Here is a 21,224-nt window from a genome sequence, read left to right as displayed (position 1 = left end):
CCCCCCCCCCCCCCCCCCCCCCCCCCCCCCCCCCCCCCCCCCCCCCCCCCCCCCCCCCCCCCCCCCCCCCCCCCCCCCCCCCCCCCCCCCCCCCCCCCGCTGCTCTAGCCTTTGATTTGCCGCATTGTCTGCGACGAACCGGTATCCACTTCGTCGGAAAAAGCTCTAGCCCACCCCGCATGCTCCCGCGAGGCCGACGATCCGCTCATCCACGACACACGTTGGTATCCGGCAGATCCGGGCCGGCACCGTGCCGCACATGTAGGTACGGAGTGGGGCGGAGCCAAGGCGCGGATCCGCATCGCGCGCAAGGCTGACCTGCTGCTTGGTCCTTGATCCGCCCGGTCTTTTCCCGTGCGGGCCTCAACGCCGCGCCGGGGCCGCGTCGGTGCGGCGCTGCGGCGGCGTGTCGGCCTCGGCCGGCGCCTCGTTGCCGGGATCGGTCTCGGGCTTGGGCTTGCGGAACTGCTTGAGCAGTTCGTCGGGGTTGCCGGGCAGCATCGCCACGAGTTTTTGGCCGGTGTTGTCGAGGATGTCCTTGGAGCGCGCCTGCTGCGCCCAGTCCGGCACCTTGCCCTGCACCAGCCACGCCAGGAAGACCCAGCCGATCACGCAGATCAGGAAGCCGCGCGCCGCCCCGAAGGCGAGGCCGAGGCTGCGGTCGATGGCGCCGATGCGCGAGTCGAGGATGAGGTCCGAGATCTTCACCGTGATGATCGAGACGACCAGCAGGGTGACGAGGAAGATCGCCGCGATCGAGACCACGCGGGCGACGGTCTCGCTGGAGATGTGCTGCATCAGCGTCGGCTGCAGCATCGGGTGCAGGTACCAGGCGAGCGCCGCGGCGGCGACCCAGGCGACGATGGCCAGCACCTCCCGGGTGAAGCCGCGCACCGCCGCGAGCAGGGCGGAGATCACCACCACACCGAGGACGACGAGATCGAGAACGGAGAACGGCATCGCAGGAACGACCGGGAGCGCACGACGTTGGCTGGACAGGGCGCGGCTGCCCCTGGCCGCTCCCACCCTATACGCTGCCGCGGCCAGTCCGTCACCCGGGCTGGTCACCGCAGGCTCGCGCTCAGGCTTCCTCGCGCTCAGGCCTCGTCGTCGTAGGCCGGCACCCGGGCGCGCCGTGCCTCCCCTCCCTTGCGGACCGGACGGCCCGCCGCCACGCCCGCCACGAGGTCGGCGATGTGCCGCAGCGATTCCGCGGACAGGCCGCGCTCGGCCGCCTCGCCGCGGCCCTGCGGCATCAGCGCCTTGGCGAAGCCGAGCTTCTGCGCCTCCTTCAGCCGCGCGGGCGCCTGCGCCACCGGGCGGACCGCGCCCGAGAGGCCGATCTCGCCGAAATACACCGCGTCCGAGGGCAGCGGCGTGCCCGACAGGGACGAGACCAGGGCGGCCGCCACCGCGAGGTCGGCGGCGGGCTCGGAGATGCGCAGGCCGCCCGCCACGTTGAGGTAGACGTCGTGGCCGCCGAGCCGGATGCCCCCGTGGGCCTCCAGCACCGCCAGCACCATCGAGAGGCGGTTGGGGTCCCAGCCCACCACCGCGCGGCGCGGCATGCCGAGCGCCGAGGGGGCGACCAGGGCCTGGATCTCGACGAGGAGCGGGCGGGTGCCCTCCATGCCGGCGAAGACCGCGGTGCCGGGCGCGGCGAGGTCGCGCCCCGCCAGGAAGAGGGCCGAGGGGTTCGGCACCTCGGCCAAGCCCCCGTCGGTCATCTCGAACACGCCGATCTCGTCGGTGGGGCCGAAGCGGTTCTTCACCGCCCGCAGGATGCGGAAATGGTGCCCCTGGTCGCCCTCGAAGGAGGCGACCGCGTCCACCATGTGCTCGACGACGCGCGGGCCGGCGATCTGCCCGTCCTTGGTGACGTGGCCGACGAGGATCACCGCCGTGCCGGTGGTCTTGGCGAAGCGGATCAGGCTCTGGGCCGAGCCGCGCACCTGCGTGACCGTGCCGGGAGCCGATTCCACCGTCTCGGTCCACATGGTCTGGATCGAATCGATGATCGCCAGCGCGGGCGGGCGGCCCTGCGTCAGCGTGGCGACGATGTCCTCGACGTTGGTCTCGGCGGCGAGTTCGACCGGCGCCTGCGCCAGCCCCAGGCGCTCGGCCCGCAGCCGCACCTGCCCCACCGCCTCCTCGCCCGAGATGTAGGCGACGCGCTCTCCCCTGGCGGCCAGCGCCGCGGAGGCCTGCATCAGGAGCGTGGACTTGCCGATGCCGGGATCGCCCCCGAGCAGGATCACCGAGCCGCGCACGAAGCCGCCGCCCGTGACCCGGTCGAGTTCGGCGATGCCCGAGGGCGTGCGCGGCGCCTGCTTGGCCTCGCCGGTGAGGCCTTCGAGCGGGAAGACCCGGCCCTTGGCGCGGCTCGGCCGCGTGGCGATCGGGCCGGCCGCCGGGCTCGCCGGGCCGGTCTCTTCCACGATCGTGTTCCAGCCGTTGCACGCCTCGCAGCGCCCGCGCCAGCGGTTGTAGACCGCCCCGCAGGACTGGCAGACGAAGGTCTGGTGGGATTTGGCCATGGGCTGCGGTGCGCGGGGTCAGGACGGGACGCGGAGGGAACCCCTCTCCCGGATGGGAGAGGGGCAGGGGATCGAAGATCCCGCGTGAGGGTGTGACGGCGCCGCAGTGAAGCGCGAGGTGTGGTGAGCGGAGCGGAACGGGTCAGGCTCAGTCACGAAGCGTGGTGCTGGTAGCGGCAGCGTCGAGATATCCTGCGGCACCACCTGCACCCTCACCCCTGCCCCTCTCCCACTCGGGAGAGGGGTTCCCCCCGCGTCTCGGGCTCGTCCCCGATATAATGACGATCGAACCGCTTCCCCAGGCCGGTCAGGATCTCGTAGCCGATGGTGCCGGCCCGCCGCCCGACCTCGTCCACGTCGAGCCCTTCGCCGATCAGGGTCGCGGGGGCCCCGCGGGCCAGGGCGGCCTCGGGCGCGTCCGTGACGTCGAGGATGATCAGGTCCATCGAGACGGTGCCGGCGAAGGGGCAGCGCACTCCGCCGACGAGGGCCACGCCCTGTCCGGTGGCCGAGCGGGGATAGCCGTCCGCGTAGCCGATCGAGAGCGTGGCGAGGCGGCGCGGCCCCGGCGCGGTCCAGCGGGCGTTGTAGCCCGCGGTCTCGCCGCGCGAGACCGCGCGCAGCTGCAGGATCCCGGCATCGAGCCGCACCACCGGCCGCATCGGGTTCGGGCGGTCCGGCGTCGGGTTGCCGCCGTAGAGCGCGTAGCCCGGGCGCACCATCTGGTGGCGGGCCTCCGGCCCGAGGAAGGTGCCCGACGAGTTGGCGAGCGAGGCCGGCATGCCCGGGAAGGCGGCGCGCACACGGGCGAACTCCGCCACCTGCCGGGCCGTGAGAGGATCGCCCGCCACCTCGGCGCTGACGAGGTGGCTCATCAGAAGCGCGGGGGCGCCGAGCGGGGAATCGCCCGCGAGGTCGAGGGCCTCCGGCACGGACAGGCCGAGCCGGTTCATGCCGGTGTCGACGTGGAGCGCCGCGGGCAGGGCGCCGCCGAGCGCCCGGCAGGCCTGCGCCCACTCGGCGATCTCGGCCCGGGAACCGAGCACGGGCCGGAAGCCGCCCGCCCGGTAGGCCGCCGCGCTCCCCGGCGGAAACCCGTTGAGGACGTAGATGACCGCCTCCGGCACCGCGGCCCGGGCGGCCTGCGCCTCCGACAGGTGGGCGACGAAGAAGGTCCGGCACCCGGCCCGCCACAGGGCGGGGGCGGCGCGCGCGATGCCGCAGCCATAGGCATCGGCCTTGATCACGGCGGCGCATTCCGCGCCCGGGGCCTGCGCCGCGAGGATCCGCCAGTTCGCCGCGAGCGCGTCGAGGTCGACGGTCAGGCGGGCGCCGTGGCTCTCCGTCATGCCCGACCACCCTCGGGCGCGGGCCAGGGAATGGGACGATTCATGATCGCGTCGAGCGTGTAGGGGCAATCCGGCGGAAAGGTCTCGTCATCGAGGCCGGTCTCGCCCGCCGCCTCGATGACGGCGAGGCGATAGGCCTGCCCGATGGCCTCAATCAGGCGATGCGTCAGCCCCCTGTGCCGCGCGAGGATGCGCTCCGCAATCACCCGCTGGGTGCGGATCGAGACCGTCCAGCTGCGCGAGCGCCGCTCCGGTTGATGATCCCACTTGAGGAGATGCAGGAGGATGACCCTGAGCGCGCTCTCCAGGCGGTCGGACAGCTCGCGCCCCACCTCCTCGATCTCCTCCGCGACGTTCACGGCGTCGAGCTTCGACCATTCGCCGCGGCGCAGATGCTCCGCCTGCTGCATCGCCCAGGTGTAGAGGTCGCCCTCGCAGCCTTCGTCCCGCGCCGCAATCGCGCGGTCCGCGGTCAGGGTGTCCGGAGGAGCCATCCGCCGATCTCCGCATCACGGCCGGCGCGGGGAGACGCCGACCGGCAGGAGCCTATCACATCTGCTCGGGCAGACGGTCGCCGTGGGCGAGGTTCGAGAAGCGGGTGATCTCGGCGTCGAACTGCAGCTCGACGGTGCCGGTCGGGCCGTGGCGCTGCTTGCCCAGGATCACCTCGGCCTTGCCCATGGTGCGGTCCATCTCGGCCTGCCACGTGAAGAACTCTTCCGTGCCCTCGCGCGGCTTCTTGTTCTTGACGTAGTACTCCTCGCGGAAGACGAACATCACCACGTCGGCGTCCTGCTCGATCGAGCCCGATTCGCGCAGGTCCGAGAGCTGCGGGCGCTTGTCGTCGCGAGATTCGACCTGGCGGGAGAGCTGCGAGAGCGCGACGATCGGCACTTCCAGCTCCTTGGCCAGCGCCTTCATGCCGGTGGTGATCTCGGTCATCTCCTGCACGCGGTTGTCGCCCTTCTTGGCGGCGCCGGAGAGGAGCTGGAGGTAGTCCACCACCAGGAGGTCGAGGCCGCGCTGGCGCTTGAGCCGGCGCGCGCGGGCGGCGAGCTGGGCGATCGAGAGGCCGCCGGTCTGGTCGATGTAGAACGGGATCGTCTGCATGTCCCGGGCGGCGTCGGTGATCTTGTAGAAATCCTCCGGGCGGATGTCGCCGCGGCGGATCTTGTAGGAGGCGACGCCCGACTGCTCGGCGATGATGCGGGTGGCGAGCTGCTCGGCGGACATTTCGAGCGAGAAGAACCCGACGATGCCGCCGTTCACGGTCTTCATGGTGCCGTCCGGCTGCTTCTCGCCGGTATAGGCCTTGGCGATGTTGAAGGCGATGTTGGTCGCGAGCGAGGTCTTGCCCATGCCGGGGCGCCCCGCGAGGATGATCAGGTCGGAGGGCTGCAGCCCGCCCATCTTGGCGTCGAGGTCGGACAGGCCGGTGGCGATCCCCGACAGCTTGCCCTCGCGCTGGTAGGCCTTGGCGGCCATGTCGACCGCGGCCGTGAGCGCGTCGGAAAACTTTTGGAAGCCGCCGTCGTACTTGCCGGTCTCGGCCAGTTCGTAGAGGCGCCGCTCGGTGGCCTCGATCTGGTCGCGCGGCGAGGTCTCGACCGGGGCCTCGTAGGCGCCGTTGACGAGGTCCTCGCCGATGGTGATGAGCCGCCGCCGCAGCGCGAGGTCGTAGATCGTGCGCCCGTAATGCTCGGCGTTGATCACCGTGGTGGCCTCGGCGGCGAGCCGCGCGAGGTACTGGCTCACCGTCAGGCCGCCGAGGTCGGCGTCGCCCAGATAGGTCTTGAGGGTGATCGGCGAGGCGAGCTTGCCCGCCTTGATCAGGCTCACCGCCACCTCGAAGATCCGCCGGTGCACCTCCTCCATGAAGTGCTCGGGGAGGAGGAAGTCGGAGACGCGGTAATAGGCGTCGTTGTTGACCAGCATGGCGCCCAGCAGCGCCTGCTCGGCGTCGATGTTGTGGGGCGCGACGCGATATTCCTGCGTCACCGGCTCCAGGTTCGCCGTCAGGGTGCTGGGAATGGCCATCCGGCGGGCTCCGTCTCGTTGCGGCCGAGGAGGCGCGCGATCCTGATTCGTCCGGCGACCATGGCACCGGCATCCTTGACCAAAGCTTGACCCGGCGCCGATCGGCGGCCCGGACGCCACACCCGCCCCAACGCGACGAGGCCCGCCGGCTGTCGCGCGGCGGGCCCCGATATGCTGGAACGAAAGCGGAACAAGTCAAGCCGGGAGATGCGGATTGTCCCCGCTCTCCCGGATTCCCACCCCCTGCGCCATGCGTTGGCGCAGGACCCGGCCGGCATTGAAGCCGATGCGGGCCAGGGTCTTGAGCGGAGCGACCGACGCCGCTCCGCCGGCCGATCAGCGGTCGTCGGCCTCGGGGCCGGCTTCGGCCAGCGCCGCACCGACCTCCAGGCCGAGCTCTTCGAGGTCGAGCTCGTCGCGCACCACGGTCGACTCGCCGCGGGCCTGGCGCTCGGCCTCCTCGGGGCTGCGGGCGACGTTGACTGTCACCGTCACCTCGACCTCGGGGTGCAGCACCACCGGGACCGTGTGGAGGCCGAGGGTCTTGATCGGCTGGTTGAGGCTGAACTGCTCGCGGCTGACCGTGAAGCCGTTCTGGGTCAGCACCTCGGCGAGGTCGCGGGTCGAGACCGAGCCGTAGAGCACGCCCGTCTCGCCCGACTGGCGGATGAGCACGAAGCTCTGCCCGTCGAGCTTGTCGGCCACGGCTTGTGCCTCGGTGCGGCGCTCCAGGTTGCGGGCCTCCAGCTGGGCGCGCTGGTCCTCGAAGCGCTTCTTGTTGGCCTCGGTGGCGCGCAGGGCCTTGCCGCGCGCCAGCAGGTAGTTGCGGGCGAAGCCGGGGCGGACCTTCACGGTCTCGCCCATCTGGCCGAGCTTGGCCACGCGCTCGAGCAGGATCACTTCCATCGTCGTCTCTCCTTCTGGGTCGGATGGGATTCGGCCGCGGGGCGGCCGATGGCATGCGGCCGGAAACCCGGCCGGATGGGTCACGGGCTCGGCGCCTCCGCGGGGCGGCGGCGCAGGCCGAGCAGGGCGTCGATGAGGCCGAACAGGGAGAGCGCCACGAAGGCGAGGCCCTGGGTGAGGAAGACCAGCACGTAGAGGCCGATCAGCAGCGCCGTGCGGCCCGGCCGGCCGCGGCTGCGGTCGTGCACCGCGGCGAGGCCCTGCAGCGCCAGCGCGGCGCTGAGCGCGCCCAGGAGCCCGACCCCGAAGGTGCCGGCATAGCCCGGCGCCTGGGTGAGCAGGCCGGCGAGCGCGAGGCCCAGCAGCACCCGGCGCGGCATCGCGGTCGCCGGGATGTCCGGCCAGGGCCGGGGCAGCCGGCCCGACAGGTGGACGATGCGGCCCGCCGCCCAGAGATAGAAGCTGAGCAGCAGCGTGAGGGTCACCGCCATGATGCCGGGGGCGAGGCCGGCGAGGCGGTCGGCGAGGCGGGCGAGGTCGCTCTCGGGCGGGATCGCGGCGCCGGGCTCTTGGCCGGGCTCTTGGAGGCCCTGGAACTGGATCTGCAGCACCGCCTGGGCGATGCGCCGAATGCGCTCCTGGTAGGCCGCGTGGTCGCCCGAGGAGAGCATCACCACGAGGAGGAGCGCCACCGACGCCGTGACCGCGACCCAGGCGAGCAGCCGGCCCAGCGGATACCATTCGAGCCCCGGCCCGCCGTTCGGGGCCGGGCGGCCGAGCAGCGCGAGGTAGCTCAGCCACCATGCCGGCAGCGCGGTCGAGACCAGGAAGGCGAGGCCCCGCAGGGGCGAGGAGGCGAGGCAGAGGGCGAGCGTGCCGGTGGCGGCGGCCACCAGCCCCGCCCGGTGGCTCCAGCCCAGCGCCACGATCAGGATCGGCAGCGGGGCGAGCAGGTAGAGGATGAGCGCGAGCGGCGTCGCCTTGACGATCACCCCGATGAGGAGGGCCGAGACGAGGCCGGCGACGACGCCGATGCCGAGGGAATGGGCCATGTTCGATCCGCTGTCCCGCCGCCCTGGGATCGGGCGGGGTTAGGGGCGGGCGCCGCCCCAACGACCCCGGCGGGACCGAGGGCCCGCCGGGTTGGATTATCAGGAGAGCCGCCGGCTCAGCGGATCACGTAGGGCAGGAAGCCGAGGAAGCGGGCGCGCTTGATCGCCTGGGCGAGTTCGCGCTGCTTCTTGGCCGAGACCGCGGTGATGCGGGAGGGCACGATCTTGCCGCGCTCCGAGACGTAGCGGGAGAGCAGCTTCACGTCCTTGTAGTCGATCTTCGGGGCGTTGGGGCCCGAGAACGGGCAGGTCTTGCGCCGACGGAAGAACGGACGACGGCCACCACCGCCGCCACCAGCACCGAATGCCATGATCAGTTCTCCTCGTTCCGGTCGCCGCCGCGCTCACCGCGGTCGCCACGGTCACCGCGCTCGCCGCCGCCGCCGAAGCCGTCCTCGTCGCGACGCCGGCCGCGCTCGCGGTCCTTGCGCTCGTCGCGGTCGCGCTTCTGCATCATCGCGGAGGGCTCGGCCTCCAGCGCCTCGACCCGGATGGTGAGGAAGCGCAGGATGTCCTCGGAGATCCGCATCTGCCGCTCCATCTCGGCGAGCGCCGCCGGCGGAGCGTCGATGTTGAGGAGCGTGAAGTGGGCCTTGCGGTTCTTCTTGATGCGGTAGGCGAGGGACTTCACCCCCCACATCTCGGTCTTCTCGACCTTGCCGCCGTTCGACTCGATGACGCCCTTGTAGGTGTCGACCATCGTTTCGACCTGCTGCGAGGTCACGTCCTGGCGGGCCAGGAACACGTGCTCGTAGAGAGCCATTGGGCCTAGATCCTCGGGTGGGGCCGTCGCGCCGAAGGGATCGGACGGTCGGGCCGGTTTCGGTCGCGTCGCACGGCGCCAAGCCCTTCGAGCCTGCTTTAGGCCCGAGCGGTATGTTCGAAGGCGGAGACACGGGACGCCGGGGCGCTGAGCCCCTGTGCCGACGCGCGGCACCGTCCGTTCAGCCCCCGGCCGGAGCGAACGCGAGGCGCGGCCTATAGCAGGTTTCGCCGGAAGGGCAAGGGCTGGTCAGGCCGCGAGGCTGCGGATCCAGCCGTGCAGCACCGAGGCGTCCCCGGGCGGAGGCGGCGCGGCCGGCGCGGCGGCGCGGGCCTCGCGCGGCAGCATGCCGAAGCGGCGCCGGAAGGCCCGGCTGAAGGTCTTCTCGTCCGAGAAGCCGGTGGCGTAGGCGACCTGCGACACCCGCCGGCGGCTGCCGGCCTCGGTCAGGAGCCGCAGCGCCTGCATCAGGCGGCGGTCGCGGATGTAGTGGGCGACGCCGCCCTCCGCCTCGAACAGCCGGTAGAGCGTGGAGCGCGAGAGGCCGAAGCGGGCGGTGAGCGCCTCGACGCCGAGGTCCGCCGAATGAAGCTCGCGCTGGATGAACTGCCGGATGGCGACGTGCGTCCCGATCTCCACCGGATCGGCCGCGCCCGCCTCCGGGCGGAAACCGGCCCCGCACAGCTTGGAGGCGGCCTGCGACACGCCCGAGAGCTGGTGGGGCGCGAGCTGCGCGCCGCAGGCGATCAGCCCCCGCAGGTAGGTGTGGAGCAGCTGCTTCACCGGATCGCCCTCGTACGCGAAGGCGCGGCCGTGCAGCGGCTCGATCGGGCCGATCCCGTCCGCCACGAGGACGCGGGGCATCAGGAGCGTCGTCGCCGAGACCGGATCCGCCTCCACCACGACGGGCTGCGCGAGGTCGAACAGCACGACCTGGCCGGCCGCGACGGACCCCCGGTGGCGGGCGGTCTCGACGCGGCTGGTGCCGCTCTCGTGGAACTGCATCAGCACGTGGTCGAGACCCTGCCGGGCGATCATCGGATCGGTGCGCTCCAGGCGCTGGGCCGGCGCCGCCATCTCGCCGACGATGAGGTCGCCCAGATGGAAGGTCGACAGGCCGATGCGCCCCGCCGCGGGCGGGCGGGTCAGCTCCGCCCGGAACATCGGGGCGATCTGCTCGCACCACGCCGGGCCGAGGGCGGCCGGGTCGCTCGGCGGCGCGAAGCGGTGATGGAGAAGCGTCGGCACGGGGGAGGGCACGGGGAGGCGGTGACGCAGCGTCGTAGCATGCCAAATCGGCATGCCCCAAGGGCATTTCGGGTCGTCTGAGACGGAAAGCGCCTATTTTTGTACAATTTCATCCTTAAAAATCCTTTGAGACAAAATGATACTTATACCAGACGGAAAGGGAGAAAATCAGGTTTCGAAGCGGAACATTTTATCGAGTCCATCAATCTTCGCGGCGTTCACTGGACCGGCCAAAGAATTTGGCGTTCCGCTCGATTGGATACCGCGCGATGGCTTCCAGCATCACTCTCTCGGCCGCGACGCGTCAGAACTTGCTGTCGCTTCAGGACACGGCGAACCTGCTCTCGACGACGCAGAGCCGGCTCTCGACCGGCAAGAAGGTCAATTCTGCGCTCGACAACCCGACCAACTTCTTCACGGCGCAGAGCCTGACGGCGCGATCCTCGGATCTGAGCAGCCTGCTCGACGGCATCTCGAACGGCATCCAGGCGATTCAGTCGGCGAACCAGGGCATCACCTCGCTCCAGAAGCTGCTCGACACCGCGAAGTCGACCGCCCAGCAGGCGCTCGCCGACAAGACCGGCGGCACCGGGGGCGTGCAGGGCGGCGCTGCGGCCCAGGCGGCCAAGGTCACCGGCGGCGCGACGCTGGCCAGCCTCGGCACCACGAACGCCGCCGGCGTCACCACCTTCGATCTCTCCAGCGCCGCCAAGGACGCCTCCCTCGACATCTCCCTCGACGGCGGGCTGACCAAGACCACGATCAAGCTCGATGCCACGACGCTCGCCGGCAGCGGCACCGACCTGACCAAGGTGACCGCCGACCAGATCCTGACGGCCATCAACGGCCAGATCGCCAGCAGCGCCTCGCTCAACGGCAAGGTCTCCGCCGGCACGAGCCCCGACGGCCGCATCACCTTCACGACGACGGCGACCAGGGCCGCCTCGCAGCTCAAGGTCGCGGGGTCGGCGAACGCCACCGTGGACATCGGCTACGGCAAATCCACCTCCGCCCCCACCGCCGCCAAGGTCACGGCGAACGCCGCCCTGGCCGCCACCACGGCCTTCGCCGCCGGCACTAGCGCGACCTTCACGGTCGGCGACGGCGCCCGCTCGGTCGCCGTCACGCTCAATTCGTCCTCGGCGACGGACGCCCTGGGCGGAACGCTCGGCACCTCGGCCACGCGCCAGGGCGTGATCGACGCCATCAACAAGCAGCTCAAGGACGCCGGGTCGACCGCGACCGCCAGCCTCGGCACCGGTCCCGACGCCAACAAGATCGTCATCACCTCGGCCGATGTCGGCCCCGATGCGCAGATCTCGGTCGTCGGCGGCCTCGACACCTCCGCCGGCACCGGCGCCAGCGGCATCGGCTTCAGCACCTTCACGGCCGCCGCGAGCACGGCCGCGGCCGCCACGAGCACCACAACCGCGACCAACGGCACGATCCCGGCTCCGGTCTCGACGCCGGGCGGCGCGGGCACGCCTGGTACGGTCGCCTTCACGGCGGTGATCCCGGCGACGGTCACGCTCGGCGTCGGGCAAACCACGAAGTTCCAAGTCGGTGCCCAAACGGTCACGATCAACGCCGACACCTTGAAGTCCGACGGCACGAGGCTCGGGAACAGCTTCACGCAGGCGCAACTCGTCGACGCCCTCAACGAGCAACTCGACTCGACCATCACGGCGTCGATCGGCAGCAACGTGCTGACGATCGCCACGACGGCCAACAACGTGGCGGCGCCGACCGTCACGACCTCGGGCGCGGGTCTCACCGACCAGATCGGGCTGTTCAGCACCCCGAACCGCACGACGCTCGGCACCGCGATCCCGGCCAACCTCGACCTCAGCGCCGGCAAGACCGCGGCTTTCACGGTGGGCGGCGATGCCATCACCCTGAGCGCGACGTCGCTCGACGCCAACGGCGCCGCGATCGGCTCCAACCCGAACCGGTCGCAGCTCGTCTCCGCGATCAACGCCCAGCTCACCGGCGGACGCTCGGCGTATCTGGACGCGACCAACCAGCTCGCCTTCGTCGGCCCCAACACCGGCACCACCCCGCCCGCGATCACGGCCGCGAGCGACACGATCGGGCTCGGCATCGGTGCCGGCGCCAGCGTGACGGCCGGCGGAACGGCGGCGACGACCATCGACCTCACCAGCGGCAAGTCGAGCGTCTTCGCGATCTCCGACGGCACCAACACCGCCAACGTCACGATCAACGCGCTGAGCCTCGACAAGAACGGCGTCGCGATCGGCACCTCGGCCAGCCAGGCCAAGGTCGCCGAAGCGATCCAGCGTCAGCTCGACACCGCGACGGGTCCGGGCTCCGTGAAGGCCACCGTGTCCTTCGCCGCCAACGCCCTGAGGGTGACCGCGAACGCCGTCGGCCTGGGGGCCACGGCCCCGACCCTGACGGCGACCAGCGACACGGCCGGTCTCGGCCTCGGAACGACCAACAGCAACCAGAGCGTGCCCTCGGTCGGCTCCGGCACGGCGGCGGCCGGCATCTCCGCCTCCGGCGTCGATGCCACCGACGGGTCCTCGGCGGCGACCATCAAGGGCAACCTGACGCTCCCCACCACGGCGGTGGGTGCCAGCTCCAACGCCTCCTTCACCCTCAAGCTCGGGAACAACAAGGCCGCCACGATCAACATCAGCACCGGCGTGGGCGAGACGCTCACGGCGGCGGCGCTCGCCAAGCGGGTCAACGACGCCATCGACGCGGATACCGGCCTGTCCGGCAACGTGAAGGCGAGCGTGGTCGACAACAAGCTCCAGCTCTCGACCACGGCGTCCGGATCGACCCAGCGGCTCGCCGTCGTCGGGACCGGCACCACCGACATCGGCTTTGGGGTGAGCAGCGCCACGACGCAGACCGCCGCGGGCACCGACGTCGGCGGCAGCAAGGGCACGAGTTCGGTCCGCTCCACCCTCGCCACCCAGTACAACCGGATCCTGCAGCAGATCTCCGAGCAGGCCCGGGATTCCGGCTTCAACGGCGTCAACCTGATCTACCGCACCGGCAATAGCGCCGGCGACAACACCCTGCACATCGCCTTCAACGAGAGAAACACCTCGGGCCTCGACATCGAGGGCGTGCGCTTCGACGCGGCGGGGCTCGGCCTCAACGCGGTCGCGGGCGACTTCCAGTCGGACACCGAGATCAACTCCACCATCGACGCCCTCACGGCGGCGACGACGACGCTGCGCAGCCAGTCCTCGACCTTCGGCTCGAATCTCTCGGTGGTGCAGAACCGTCAGGACTTCACCAAGAACCTGATCAACATCCTCGACACCGGCTCGGCGAACCTGACCAACGCCGACCTGAACGAGGAGGCGGCGAACTCCCAGGCCCTGTCGACCCGCAACTCGCTGGCGGTCTCGGCGCTCTCGCTCGCCAACCAGGCGCAGCAGGGCATCCTGCAGCTCCTGCGGTGAGCCAAGCGGAGGGCGGCCCCGCGCCGCCCTCCGCCCACGCGCGGGCGCCGGACGCCGCGCCCGCCTCGCGCCGACCTGTCACGCTCCCGCCGTCGCGCGGGCCTCCGCGCCGGGCCTGTCATGAGGACGCCTTGTCACCCCTGGCCGAACTGATCGACGACGCTGCGCTGGCCGCCGAGGCAGCCGATTCCGCGCATCACCGGCGGATGCTGCGGGAGATCACCGATCTTCTCGTCGCGCAGGCGCCCGATCTCGCCGATGGCCAGGTCACGGTCTTCGACGAGGTGATCGCGGTGCTGTGCGAGAGCGCCGGAGTGGAGGAGCGCGGCGCGGTCGCGGAGCGGATCAGCCGCCTGCCCGCGCCCCCGCCCAGGCTGGTGCGCCGCTTCGCCGCCGATCCGGCCGCGCCGGTGGCCGCGCCGGTGCTGCGCCGCTGCCGGCCGATCCCCGACGCGGTCCTGCTCCGCATCGCCCGCACGCGCGGCCAGCCCCACCTCGCGGCCATCGCCGGGCGCGAGGCGGTGAGCGAGCGCGTGGCGGAAACCCTCGCCGGGCGCGGCGACGAGGACGTGCTCCAGGCCCTGGTGCGCAACCCGGGCGCGCGCCTGTCCGACCGCGCGCTCTCCCTCCTGGCGCCGCGCATCGCCGACGCGGTCGCGTTCGAGGCCGGGCTCGCCGCGCGCGAAGACATCCCGGCGGAGCGGCGGGCCGCGCTGCTGCGGAGCTGCGCCTCCGGCCGGGCCGTCGCGCGCCGCGCCGCGGCGAAGCAGGGGGCGGAGCGGGCGGCACGCGGCACCCCCGTCGACGCGCAGCAGGCCGGAAGCGCCGTGGCCCTGCGCATCCGGATCGGGCTCGACGAGGCCGATATCCGGCACTGGCTCGGCAGCGGCCGCACGACCGAGGCGGTGTTCGGCCTCGCCCATCTGGCGGCGGTGCCGCGCCACGCCGTGCTCGAAGCCCTCGACGCGGAGGATGCCCGCCCGCTCCTGCACCTCGTCCGCGCGGCGGGCCTGGGGCCGGCGGTCTTCGCGGGCTTCCTGCGGGTGCGCCGGCGCCGGTCGCCGCCCATCGCCGCGCAGGCGGCGTCCGCCGGATCGCACTGACGAGGGCCCGGGTCCGGGCCGGTCCGCGCGGGCGTCAGCGCGTCGCCGCCTCGGTGCCCAGGTGCCTGTCGAAGAAGGCGGCGATCTCGGCGAAGACCTCGCGGGTCTCCGGCGCGTCGGCGTTGAACAGGTACTGGGCGTGGCTCATGCCCTCGAACACCTGGAGGGAGGCCTCCACGCCGGCTTGGCGCAGCTTGCGGTGGGTGCGGACCGTGTTCGACAGAAACAGGTCGCGCGTGCCGGTGGTGAGGATGGTCGGGGGCAGGCCGCGCAGGTCGCCGTAGATCGGCGAGAGCTGCGGATCCTTCAGGTCGTGGGCGCCCGCGTAGAGCCGCGCCGCATGGGTGAGGTAGCCCTCGTAGGACACCAGCACGTTGTCGAGCCACTCGTTGGCCTTGTAGCTGTCGCCGGTCTCGGTGAGGTCCGACCACGGCGTGCCGGGGGCGATGGCGGCCGGGAGGGGCAGGCCCTCCTGGCGCGCGCGCAGCATCAGGGCGAGCGTCATGGCGCCTCCCGTGGAGGTGCCGAACACCGCGATGTTCTCGGGGCGCTGCAGGCGGAGCACCGCCCGCCACACCGCCATGGCGTCGTCCATCGCGGCCGGGAAGGGCGCGTCGGGCGGCATGCGGTAGTCGAAGGACACCACCGTGAAGCCGCCGAAGGCCGCCATCAGCACCGCCTCCAGCGTGCCGGCCTCGCCCGGGTTGTAGACGTAGCCGCCGCCGTGGATGTGCACGAGCAGGCGGTTGCGGTTGCGCGCCGGCATCTCTCGCGGGGCGACGACCCACGCCCTGATCCCGCCGATCGTCTCGGGCGTCGAGACGACCCCCAGCCGCTCCCGCAACGCGGGCAGCGGGGCGGCGGTCTGGGCCGCCAGCTTGGCCACCAGGGCCTTCCACTCCGCGGCGCTGCCCGGATTGGCGTTCCAGGCGGGCGCCCGATAGGGGGCGGCGATGGCGGCCTGGAATTCGGGGCTGACGGTGCCGGGCACCGGGATGCGCCGTCCCGGGACGGTGCGCGGGCCGGCCTTGCCGTTGGCGGCGCTCTGCTCGGCCTCGATCCGGGCGAAGTCCGGGGCGCTGGCCGCGGGCGGCGCAGGGACCTGAGCCTGGGCCTGGGCCTGGACGGGCGCCAGGGCGAGGGCCGCCCAGGCGACGGGCAGCAGGGCGGCGGACCGGCGGCGGGGCATCGGCGGGCTCTCTCGTCGGGCGTCGCGGAGCGGGCGGCCCGTGCACGAATGCACGGGCCGGGCCAGACGGGCAAGAACTGTTGTCGAGCTGCCGGACGGCGGACTGGTCTTTGCCACACTCGCCCGCTAGAGCAGACGCGCACAGGAGAGCGGCCCGGCTTCGAGGGACGCCCCAAACGACTCTTCGGGGAGACCGATGTCCATCCTGACCAAGGCCCGTCTGAGGGGCTGCCTCGTCCTTGCCGCGACGACGCTCGTCGCCGGCTGCATCAGCAACCCGCTCGGCCAGACCGGCGGCGTCCTGCCGGCGAGCGATGTCGGCCCGCCGCCCTCGGCCCGGGCGGACCTGCGGGCGCCCGCCCGCGGCGTCACCCCCTCGCAGGCCGATCCCGACCGCGTGATGCCGACCCAGCCCACCCGCCGCCTCGACGTGCCGACCACCGCCCGCGGGAGCGGCACCGCCGGCGCCGAGACGACGCGCCGCATCCGCCGCGAGGAGCTGGAGGATGCCGGGCCGAGCCGGTCCACCAGCCGCGGCGGCCTCGCGCCGACGATGACCGGCGGCGGCGTCGGGGTCGGCGGCAGCTTCTGATCCGCTCACGCCTCCTCGGAGGCGTCCACCGCGATCTCCTCCGTGGCCTCCTCCGTGGCGCGCGCCCGGGTGGCGCGGGCGCGCTCGGCCTCGCGCAGGTGGCGCCGGCGCGTGTCGAGCCCGTCGCGGGTCGCCGGCCACCAGCCGCGGCGCAGGTCGTCCGGGCGGGCGGCGGGCACGATCCCGGCCAGTTCGGCGGGTGTCGGCATCCGCCACCAGCCCCAGACGTAGCGGCCCGACGCGGGCAGCGGTGCGTAGCTGGCGGGCAGGGCGCCGGCCTCGACCGGCTCGGCGTCGAGCGCCTCGAAGGTGACGACCCCGTAGGCGGCGGTCTCCACCGGCACGCCGAGCGGGGGCGGGTCGTCCGCGGGCACCGGGAAGCGGTGGCGCCGCCGCTCGCTCTCGGCCTCGGGATCCCGCGCCGCACGGCGCGCCCGCTTGGCGTGCGGCTCGTTGCGGGCCGCCGCCTCCTCGATCGTCGGCCAGACCGCCTTCAGGTCCTCGTAGGCGCGCCACGGCACGCGCCATGCGCGCAGGGCCGGGTCCCAGTGGGCCGGGGCGATGCCCCGCAGGGTCTCGACCACGGTGCGCGAGTAGGGCGTGCGCACGATCAGTCCCTCGGGCGCGGGCGCGAGGTAGCGGCTCTCCAGCGGCTCGAACGCGTAGGCGTCGCGGCCCTTGTCGTCCGCGTAGGCGTCGCGCAGCGACATCTCGCGGCCGATCCAGGCATCGACGCGCCGCTCGGCCGTGGTGCCGGGCACGAACCAGCGCCGCGAGGTTCGCCGGAACCGCGCGGTCGGGAAGGTCTCGCGGAACCGCGCGATCAGGTTGCGGTCGAAGGGCATCGCCACGAGCACGCCGGGGCGCTTCAGGCCGCCGGGCGCGATGCCGAAGCCCGCGCCGCGGCCCACCTCCCCCTCGGGCGCCCCCGCCTCCATGGCGGTCAGGCCGTGGCGGGCCGGCGGCTGCCCCAGTGCGCGTCGACCTTGCCCCCGAAATCCGGATCCGCGAACGGGTCCTCGTCGGGGCCGTGGCTGGGCGCGCCCGCGAGCGCGTCGGCATCGACGTCGATGACGTAGCCGCCGAGCGTCACGTCGTAGTGCAGCGCGCGCCAGGGCACCGGATGGTAGCTCTCGCCGATGCCCAGGAAGCCGCCGAAGGACAGGACCGCGTAGGCGACCTGTCCCGAGACCTTGTCGACCATGAAGTTGTAGATCGTGCCGAGATGCTCGCCGGCCCGGTCGTAGACCGCCGTGCCCTCGACCTTGTTCGAGGCGATCAGGCGGCGGGTCTCGTCGAGCGCGACGCCCTCGCCGCTGGGATCGAGCTCCATCGAGCCCGGCGGGCGGATGCTGCGTTCGTTGGGCAGTTCGGTCGGCATGGCTCCCTCCGGGTCCTCACCTCAGGGAACCCTGCCCCGGCGCGCGGGTTCCGGCGGCGCCCTCGGGGGCGACCTCTTCCGCCGCTCCGTCGCCCGCTCCGTCGCCCGCTCCTGCGCCCGCTCCTGCGGCCGCCCGTCCCGCCGCCTCGACCCGCACGTCGCGGCTCGCCAGCATCATCTCGGCGGCGAAGACCGACAGCGCGCACAGGGTGCACAGGATCGCCGCCCCGAACAGGCCGAACAGCACGGTCGCCACCGCGGCGTCGCGCAGCGCGCCCACGAACAGCGTGAGCACCGCCCCGCAGGTCGCGACCCCGCCCAGGGCGCCCAGCACCACCGCGATGTCGAGGGCGAGGCTGCGCCGCCGCAGGCCTTCGAGCCGCGCCGCCTCGCCGGGGCGCCCGGCCAGCTTCTCGACCTGATCGGCGATGCGCGCGTGCCGGGTCGAGAACACGTTGAGCAGCGTGGCGAGGCCGCCGAGCAGGAAGACCGGCGTCAGCGCCACCTGGATGATGTGGGCGGTGCTGTCGAGGGCGGTGGGGTCGAGGGGAGGGGGCATGGCGGGCCAGGCGGTTCGACGGGGGGCGCCCTCAATCCGCGCGCGAGCGGGACCGCGGCGAGGGCGAGCACCGCCATAGCCCAGAAGGCCCGCGGGCCGGCAAGCCCGTAGAGCGGGCCGGCCGCCAGCGTCGTCAGCGTGGTGGCGAGGCCGAGGCCGAGGGTGCCGTAGAGCGTCTGCGCGGTGGCCGCGAGGGCGGGCGGCACCGTCGCCGCGAGGAGCCGCATGGCGGCGAGGTGCAGGAGCGCGAAGGTGAGCCCGTGCAGCGCCTGCACGAGGACGAGCGCCGGCAGCGACGCGGTCTCGGCCATCACGCCCCAGCGAAAACCGGCCGCGAGCCCCGCCAGCGCCAGCGCCCGGGCGGGGCCGAGCCGGTCGAGCAGGGGCGGGCCGAGGAGGGTGAAGACCAGCACCTCCGCCGCCACCGCCTCGGCCCAGAGCAAGCTCGCGGTGCCGGGGCCGATTCCCGCGGCCTGCCAGCGCAGCACCGCGAAGGCGTCGTGCATGGCATGGCTGCCGATCACCAGGGCGGCCACCAGCACGAGACGGCGGAAGGCGGCCGAGCGCAGGAGCGCGCGGGGCCGGACCGGCTGCGGCGGCGCACCGCCGCCGGGCAGGCGCCCGACCGCGAGCGCCATGATCCCGAACAGGGCCGCGCCGCAGACGAGGAGTGCCGGGAGTCCGCTCCAGGCGATCACCTGCCCGGCGGCCAGCGTGCCGGCGATGAAGGCCGCCGAGCCCGCCCCGCGCACCCGGCCGTAGGAGGTGCGGACGGCCGCCAGCGCCAGCGCGTCGGCGAGCGGCGCCAGCGGCGCCGTCGCGGCGGCATGCGCCACGCCGACGAGGAGGAGCCCGGTGAGCCCGCTTCCCGCCAGGTACGCGAGCGCGGTGGCGGCCGAGAGCAGCGCCGCGGCGGCCAGCACCCCCCGGGTCGCGGACAGCCGGTCGGCGGCGCGCCCCGCGAGCGGTCCGGCGGCGAGCCGCACGGCCTGGCCCGCCGCGAGCACGAGCCCGATCTCGCCGGGCGAAAGACCCCGCTCCGCCAGGAAGGAGGGCAGGAACGGGGTCGTGAGGCCGTAGCCGGCGTAGAGCGCCGCGTAGACGACGAGGAAGCGCGTCAGCATCGGCGGGGACGGCGCCCCTGGGGCGGGCCGGGGACGCGGAGCGCTCCGACCCGCGCGGCGTCAGAGGAAGCCCGGCTCGTGCGGGCAGTCCCGGGGCGTCTCGGCGGAGACCGCGGCCCCGAGGCCGAGGATGAGGGCGCCTGCGGCGCAGAAGGCGAGGGTGAGGGCGGCGAGGAACATGGAAGGACCCTGACCGCCGCGTGCTTAACGGGGGATTGCCGAACGCGGTGAAGAGGAGGAAAACCCCGGCTTCCACAGAGCGGCCGAGCGAGGACGCGCAGGCGCCCCTCCGCCACGGTCGCGCCATCATCGGAGGCATGCGCCGTCATGGAGTATCGCACGCTCGGCCGGTCGGGTCTCAAGGTCTCCCCCCTCTGCCTCGGCACCATGATGTTCGGCGGGCAGACCGAGGAGCCGGAGGCCGCCCGCATCATCGCCGACGCGCGCGAGCGCGGCCTCAATTTCATCGATACGGCCGATGCCTACAACGAGGGGCGCTCCGAGGAGGTGGTCGGGCGTGCCATCGCGCGGGACCGCGACGCTTGGGTGCTCGCCACCAAGGTCGCCAACCCGATGGGGCCGGGGCCGAACGACCGCGGGCTGTCGCGCGCCCACGTGATCCGGGGCTGCGAGGCGAGCCTGCGGCGGCTCGGGACCGACCGCATCGACCTCTACTACCTGCACAAGGAGGACCACGACACCCCGCTCGCCGAGACGGTGCGGGCGGTGGGCGACCTGATCCGGGCCGGGAAGGTGCGCTACTTCGGGGTGTCGAACTACCGGGCCTGGCGCATCGCCGAGATCTGCCGCCTCTGCGACGAGATGGGCCTCGAACGGCCCGTGGCGAGCCAGCCCTACTACAACGCCCTCAACCGCATGCCGGAGGTGGAGCACCTGCCCGCCTGCGCGCATTTCGGGCTCGGCGTCGTGCCCTACTCGCCGCTCGCCCGCGGCGTGCTCACCGCCAAGTACGATCCCGGCGCACCGCCCCCCGAGGGCAGCCGCGCCGGGCGGGGCGACACCCGCATGATGCAGACCGAGTGGCGGCCCGAGAGCCTCGCGATCGCCCGCGAGATCCAGGCGCACGCCGCGGCGCGGGGTGCGGCGCCCGGGGATTTCGCCCTGGCCTGGGTGCTCAACAACCGCGCGGTCACCGCGGTGATCGCCGGCCCGCGCACGGTCGCGCAGTGGGAGGCCTACGCGGGGGCGCTGGCCTACCGCTTCACCCCGGAGGACGAGGCCCTGGTCGACCGGCTGGTCCCGGCCGGGCACCCCTCGACCCCCGGCTACACCGACCCGGCCTATCCCCTGGAGGGCCGCCGGACCTGGATTCCGGCCTGATCGGGCGCGCTTCGTCCTTGCCCCTCACGGTTAGGGTGTGGATGATCCGGCCGTGCGATGGATTTTCCTCTTGGAACGCCGTCAGCACGGCTTAGTTGTTGCAGCTATGTGCCCGGTAGGGCCGGTTGTCCGGCGCCGGGGGGCGCAGGGAGACCGGAGGAGACCGATGGCGACGACGAAGACGACCAAGAAGGAGGCCCCGAAGGCTGCCGACGAGAAGGCGCCGGCGAAGGCCAAGAAGGTGACCGCCCCGAAGACGGGCGACAAGCCGAACGCGCTGCAGAAGCCGCTTCAGCCCACGGACGAGCTGGCGGCGATCGTCGGCTCCAAGCCGATCCCGCGCGGCGAGGTGGTCAGCAAGGTGTGGGACTACATCCGCAAGAACTCGCTGCAGAACCCCGAGAACAAGCGCGAGATCCTCGCCGACGACAAGCTGAAGAAGGTCTTCGGCAAGGACAAGGCGACGATGTTCGAGATGAACAAGTACCTCGCCCAGCACCTGAAGTGAGCCGCGGCGGGGGCGCCGCGCGCTCCCGCCGGCCG

The 21,224-nt window shown here is 72.9% G+C and carries 19 protein-coding genes and 1 pseudogene; 5 read left to right on the top strand and 15 right to left on the bottom strand.

What is annotated here, in order from left to right:
* Window positions 1-363 precede the first annotated feature (363 nt).
* The 10 genes from ACKUB9_RS02800 to ACKUB9_RS02755 all read right to left on the bottom strand — a co-directional run bounded on the left by ACKUB9_RS02800 (window position 364) and on the right by ACKUB9_RS02755 (window position 9,952).
* On the bottom strand, window positions 364-960 hold the full coding sequence (locus ACKUB9_RS02800) for a CvpA family protein (protein ID WP_407519235.1): 597 nt from the start codon (window positions 958-960) through the stop codon (window positions 364-366).
* 137 nt (window positions 961-1,097) lie between these two features.
* Window positions 1,098-2,537 (bottom strand): DNA repair protein RadA, encoded by a 1,440-nt coding sequence (radA, locus tag ACKUB9_RS02795; protein WP_407519233.1) that lies wholly within the window; start codon window positions 2,535-2,537, stop codon window positions 1,098-1,100.
* Between the two features lie 212 nt (window positions 2,538-2,749).
* On the bottom strand, window positions 2,750-3,886 hold the full coding sequence (alr, locus tag ACKUB9_RS02790; RefSeq protein ID WP_407519232.1) for an alanine racemase: 1,137 nt from the start codon (window positions 3,884-3,886) through the stop codon (window positions 2,750-2,752).
* Window positions 3,883-4,380 (bottom strand): DUF29 domain-containing protein, encoded by a 498-nt coding sequence (locus ACKUB9_RS02785; RefSeq protein WP_407519231.1) that lies wholly within the window; start codon window positions 4,378-4,380, stop codon window positions 3,883-3,885. Before ACKUB9_RS02785 ends, alr begins: the two co-directional genes overlap by 4 nt.
* Before the next feature lie 55 nt (window positions 4,381-4,435).
* Window positions 4,436-5,923: a replicative DNA helicase gene (locus tag ACKUB9_RS02780; protein ID WP_407519229.1), complete on the bottom strand. Its 1,488-nt coding sequence runs from the start codon at window positions 5,921-5,923 to the stop codon at window positions 4,436-4,438.
* Between the two features lie 336 nt (window positions 5,924-6,259).
* On the bottom strand, window positions 6,260-6,829 hold the full coding sequence (gene rplI / locus ACKUB9_RS02775) for a 50S ribosomal protein L9 (protein ID WP_407519228.1): 570 nt from the start codon (window positions 6,827-6,829) through the stop codon (window positions 6,260-6,262).
* An 80-nt stretch (window positions 6,830-6,909) separates the two neighbouring features.
* On the bottom strand, window positions 6,910-7,881 hold the full coding sequence (locus ACKUB9_RS02770; RefSeq protein WP_407519226.1) for a DUF2232 domain-containing protein: 972 nt from the start codon (window positions 7,879-7,881) through the stop codon (window positions 6,910-6,912).
* A gap of 116 nt (window positions 7,882-7,997) precedes the next feature.
* The gene (rpsR, locus tag ACKUB9_RS02765) at window positions 7,998-8,252 is read right to left on the bottom strand and encodes a 30S ribosomal protein S18 (protein WP_048464729.1); all 255 of its coding nucleotides are present in this window, start codon (window positions 8,250-8,252) and stop codon (window positions 7,998-8,000) included.
* Between the two features lie 2 nt (window positions 8,253-8,254).
* Window positions 8,255-8,704 carry a 30S ribosomal protein S6 gene (rpsF, locus tag ACKUB9_RS02760; protein WP_407519224.1) on the bottom strand — a complete coding sequence of 150 codons (450 nt, stop codon included), beginning with the start codon at window positions 8,702-8,704 and terminating at the stop codon, window positions 8,255-8,257.
* Between the two features lie 249 nt (window positions 8,705-8,953).
* Window positions 8,954-9,952: a helix-turn-helix domain-containing protein gene (locus ACKUB9_RS02755; protein WP_407519222.1), complete on the bottom strand. Its 999-nt coding sequence runs from the start codon at window positions 9,950-9,952 to the stop codon at window positions 8,954-8,956.
* 269 nt (window positions 9,953-10,221) lie between these two features.
* On the opposite strand from ACKUB9_RS02755, the gene ACKUB9_RS02750 reads away from it, so the two are divergent.
* A complete protein-coding gene (locus ACKUB9_RS02750; RefSeq protein WP_407519220.1) occupies window positions 10,222-13,392 on the top strand; it encodes a flagellin N-terminal helical domain-containing protein in 3,171 nt (1,056 codons plus the stop codon).
* A gap of 131 nt (window positions 13,393-13,523) precedes the next feature.
* Window positions 13,524-14,495 carry a DUF2336 domain-containing protein gene (locus ACKUB9_RS02745; RefSeq protein ID WP_407519218.1) on the top strand — a complete coding sequence of 324 codons (972 nt, stop codon included), beginning with the start codon at window positions 13,524-13,526 and terminating at the stop codon, window positions 14,493-14,495.
* A gap of 34 nt (window positions 14,496-14,529) precedes the next feature.
* Here the strand turns inward: ACKUB9_RS02745 and ACKUB9_RS02740 are convergent, their stop codons facing one another.
* Window positions 14,530-15,684 carry an alpha/beta hydrolase gene (locus ACKUB9_RS02740; protein WP_407519217.1) on the bottom strand — a complete coding sequence of 385 codons (1,155 nt, stop codon included), beginning with the start codon at window positions 15,682-15,684 and terminating at the stop codon, window positions 14,530-14,532.
* A gap of 196 nt (window positions 15,685-15,880) precedes the next feature.
* Here ACKUB9_RS02740 and ACKUB9_RS02735 point away from each other — a divergent pair, with 196 nt between their 5' ends.
* The gene (locus ACKUB9_RS02735) at window positions 15,881-16,276 is read left to right on the top strand and encodes a hypothetical protein (protein ID WP_407519215.1); all 396 of its coding nucleotides are present in this window, start codon (window positions 15,881-15,883) and stop codon (window positions 16,274-16,276) included.
* A gap of 5 nt (window positions 16,277-16,281) precedes the next feature.
* Here the strand turns inward: ACKUB9_RS02735 and ACKUB9_RS02730 are convergent, their stop codons facing one another.
* The 4 genes and pseudogenes from ACKUB9_RS02730 to ACKUB9_RS02715 all read right to left on the bottom strand — a co-directional run bounded on the left by ACKUB9_RS02730 (window position 16,282) and on the right by ACKUB9_RS02715 (window position 19,340).
* Window positions 16,282-17,187, bottom strand: a complete 906-nt coding sequence (locus ACKUB9_RS02730; protein WP_407519213.1) for a hypothetical protein — start codon at window positions 17,185-17,187, stop codon at window positions 16,282-16,284.
* A gap of 32 nt (window positions 17,188-17,219) precedes the next feature.
* Entirely contained in the window at window positions 17,220-17,657 is a 438-nt protein-coding gene (locus ACKUB9_RS02725) for a PRC-barrel domain-containing protein (RefSeq protein ID WP_407519211.1), read from the bottom strand.
* 145 nt (window positions 17,658-17,802) lie between these two features.
* Window positions 17,803-18,216: pseudogene (locus tag ACKUB9_RS02720) on the bottom strand (DUF2721 domain-containing protein); the annotation flags it as partial.
* Window positions 18,153-19,340: an MFS transporter gene (locus ACKUB9_RS02715; protein WP_407519209.1), complete on the bottom strand. Its 1,188-nt coding sequence runs from the start codon at window positions 19,338-19,340 to the stop codon at window positions 18,153-18,155. The pseudogene ACKUB9_RS02720 and the gene ACKUB9_RS02715, both read right to left, overlap by 64 nt.
* A gap of 327 nt (window positions 19,341-19,667) precedes the next feature.
* On the opposite strand from ACKUB9_RS02715, the gene ACKUB9_RS02710 reads away from it, so the two are divergent.
* A complete protein-coding gene (locus ACKUB9_RS02710; RefSeq protein ID WP_407519207.1) occupies window positions 19,668-20,681 on the top strand; it encodes an aldo/keto reductase in 1,014 nt (337 codons plus the stop codon).
* A 166-nt stretch (window positions 20,682-20,847) separates the two neighbouring features.
* Window positions 20,848-21,189: an SWIB/MDM2 domain-containing protein gene (locus ACKUB9_RS02705; protein ID WP_407519206.1), complete on the top strand. Its 342-nt coding sequence runs from the start codon at window positions 20,848-20,850 to the stop codon at window positions 21,187-21,189.
* The last annotated feature ends 35 nt before the right edge of the window (window positions 21,190-21,224 follow it).

The organism is Methylobacterium oryzisoli (genome assembly GCF_046557895.1).
In the GTDB taxonomy this organism is placed as follows: domain Bacteria; phylum Pseudomonadota; class Alphaproteobacteria; order Rhizobiales; family Beijerinckiaceae; genus Methylobacterium; species Methylobacterium oryzisoli.
The sequence above is the reverse complement of the archived record's forward strand: the minus strand, read 5'-3'. Positions and strand labels throughout refer to the sequence as shown.

Bases quoted from the DNA above. Each gene is read 5' to 3' on its own strand.
- ACKUB9_RS02800 (WP_407519235.1), bottom strand. From the start codon at position 960: ATGCCGTTCTCCGTTCTCGATCTCGTCGTCCTCGGTGTGGTGGTGATC.
- radA (WP_407519233.1), bottom strand. From the start codon at position 2,537: ATGGCCAAATCCCACCAGACCTTCGTCTGCCAGTCCTGCGGGGCGGTC.
- alr (WP_407519232.1), bottom strand. From the start codon at position 3,886: ATGACGGAGAGCCACGGCGCCCGCCTGACCGTCGACCTCGACGCGCTC.
- ACKUB9_RS02785 (WP_407519231.1), bottom strand. From the start codon at position 4,380: ATGGCTCCTCCGGACACCCTGACCGCGGACCGCGCGATTGCGGCGCGG.
- ACKUB9_RS02780 (WP_407519229.1), bottom strand. From the start codon at position 5,923: ATGGCCATTCCCAGCACCCTGACGGCGAACCTGGAGCCGGTGACGCAG.
- rplI (WP_407519228.1), bottom strand. From the start codon at position 6,829: ATGGAAGTGATCCTGCTCGAGCGCGTGGCCAAGCTCGGCCAGATGGGC.
- ACKUB9_RS02770 (WP_407519226.1), bottom strand. From the start codon at position 7,881: ATGGCCCATTCCCTCGGCATCGGCGTCGTCGCCGGCCTCGTCTCGGCC.
- rpsR (WP_048464729.1), bottom strand. From the start codon at position 8,252: ATGGCATTCGGTGCTGGTGGCGGCGGTGGTGGCCGTCGTCCGTTCTTC.
- rpsF (WP_407519224.1), bottom strand. From the start codon at position 8,704: ATGGCTCTCTACGAGCACGTGTTCCTGGCCCGCCAGGACGTGACCTCG.
- ACKUB9_RS02750 (WP_407519220.1), top strand. From the start codon at position 10,222: ATGGCTTCCAGCATCACTCTCTCGGCCGCGACGCGTCAGAACTTGCTG.
- ACKUB9_RS02740 (WP_407519217.1), bottom strand. From the start codon at position 15,684: ATGCCCCGCCGCCGGTCCGCCGCCCTGCTGCCCGTCGCCTGGGCGGCC.
- ACKUB9_RS02735 (WP_407519215.1), top strand. From the start codon at position 15,881: ATGTCCATCCTGACCAAGGCCCGTCTGAGGGGCTGCCTCGTCCTTGCC.
- ACKUB9_RS02725 (WP_407519211.1), bottom strand. From the start codon at position 17,657: ATGCCGACCGAACTGCCCAACGAACGCAGCATCCGCCCGCCGGGCTCG.
- ACKUB9_RS02715 (WP_407519209.1), bottom strand. From the start codon at position 19,340: ATGCTGACGCGCTTCCTCGTCGTCTACGCGGCGCTCTACGCCGGCTAC.
- ACKUB9_RS02710 (WP_407519207.1), top strand. From the start codon at position 19,668: ATGGAGTATCGCACGCTCGGCCGGTCGGGTCTCAAGGTCTCCCCCCTC.
- ACKUB9_RS02705 (WP_407519206.1), top strand. From the start codon at position 20,848: ATGGCGACGACGAAGACGACCAAGAAGGAGGCCCCGAAGGCTGCCGAC.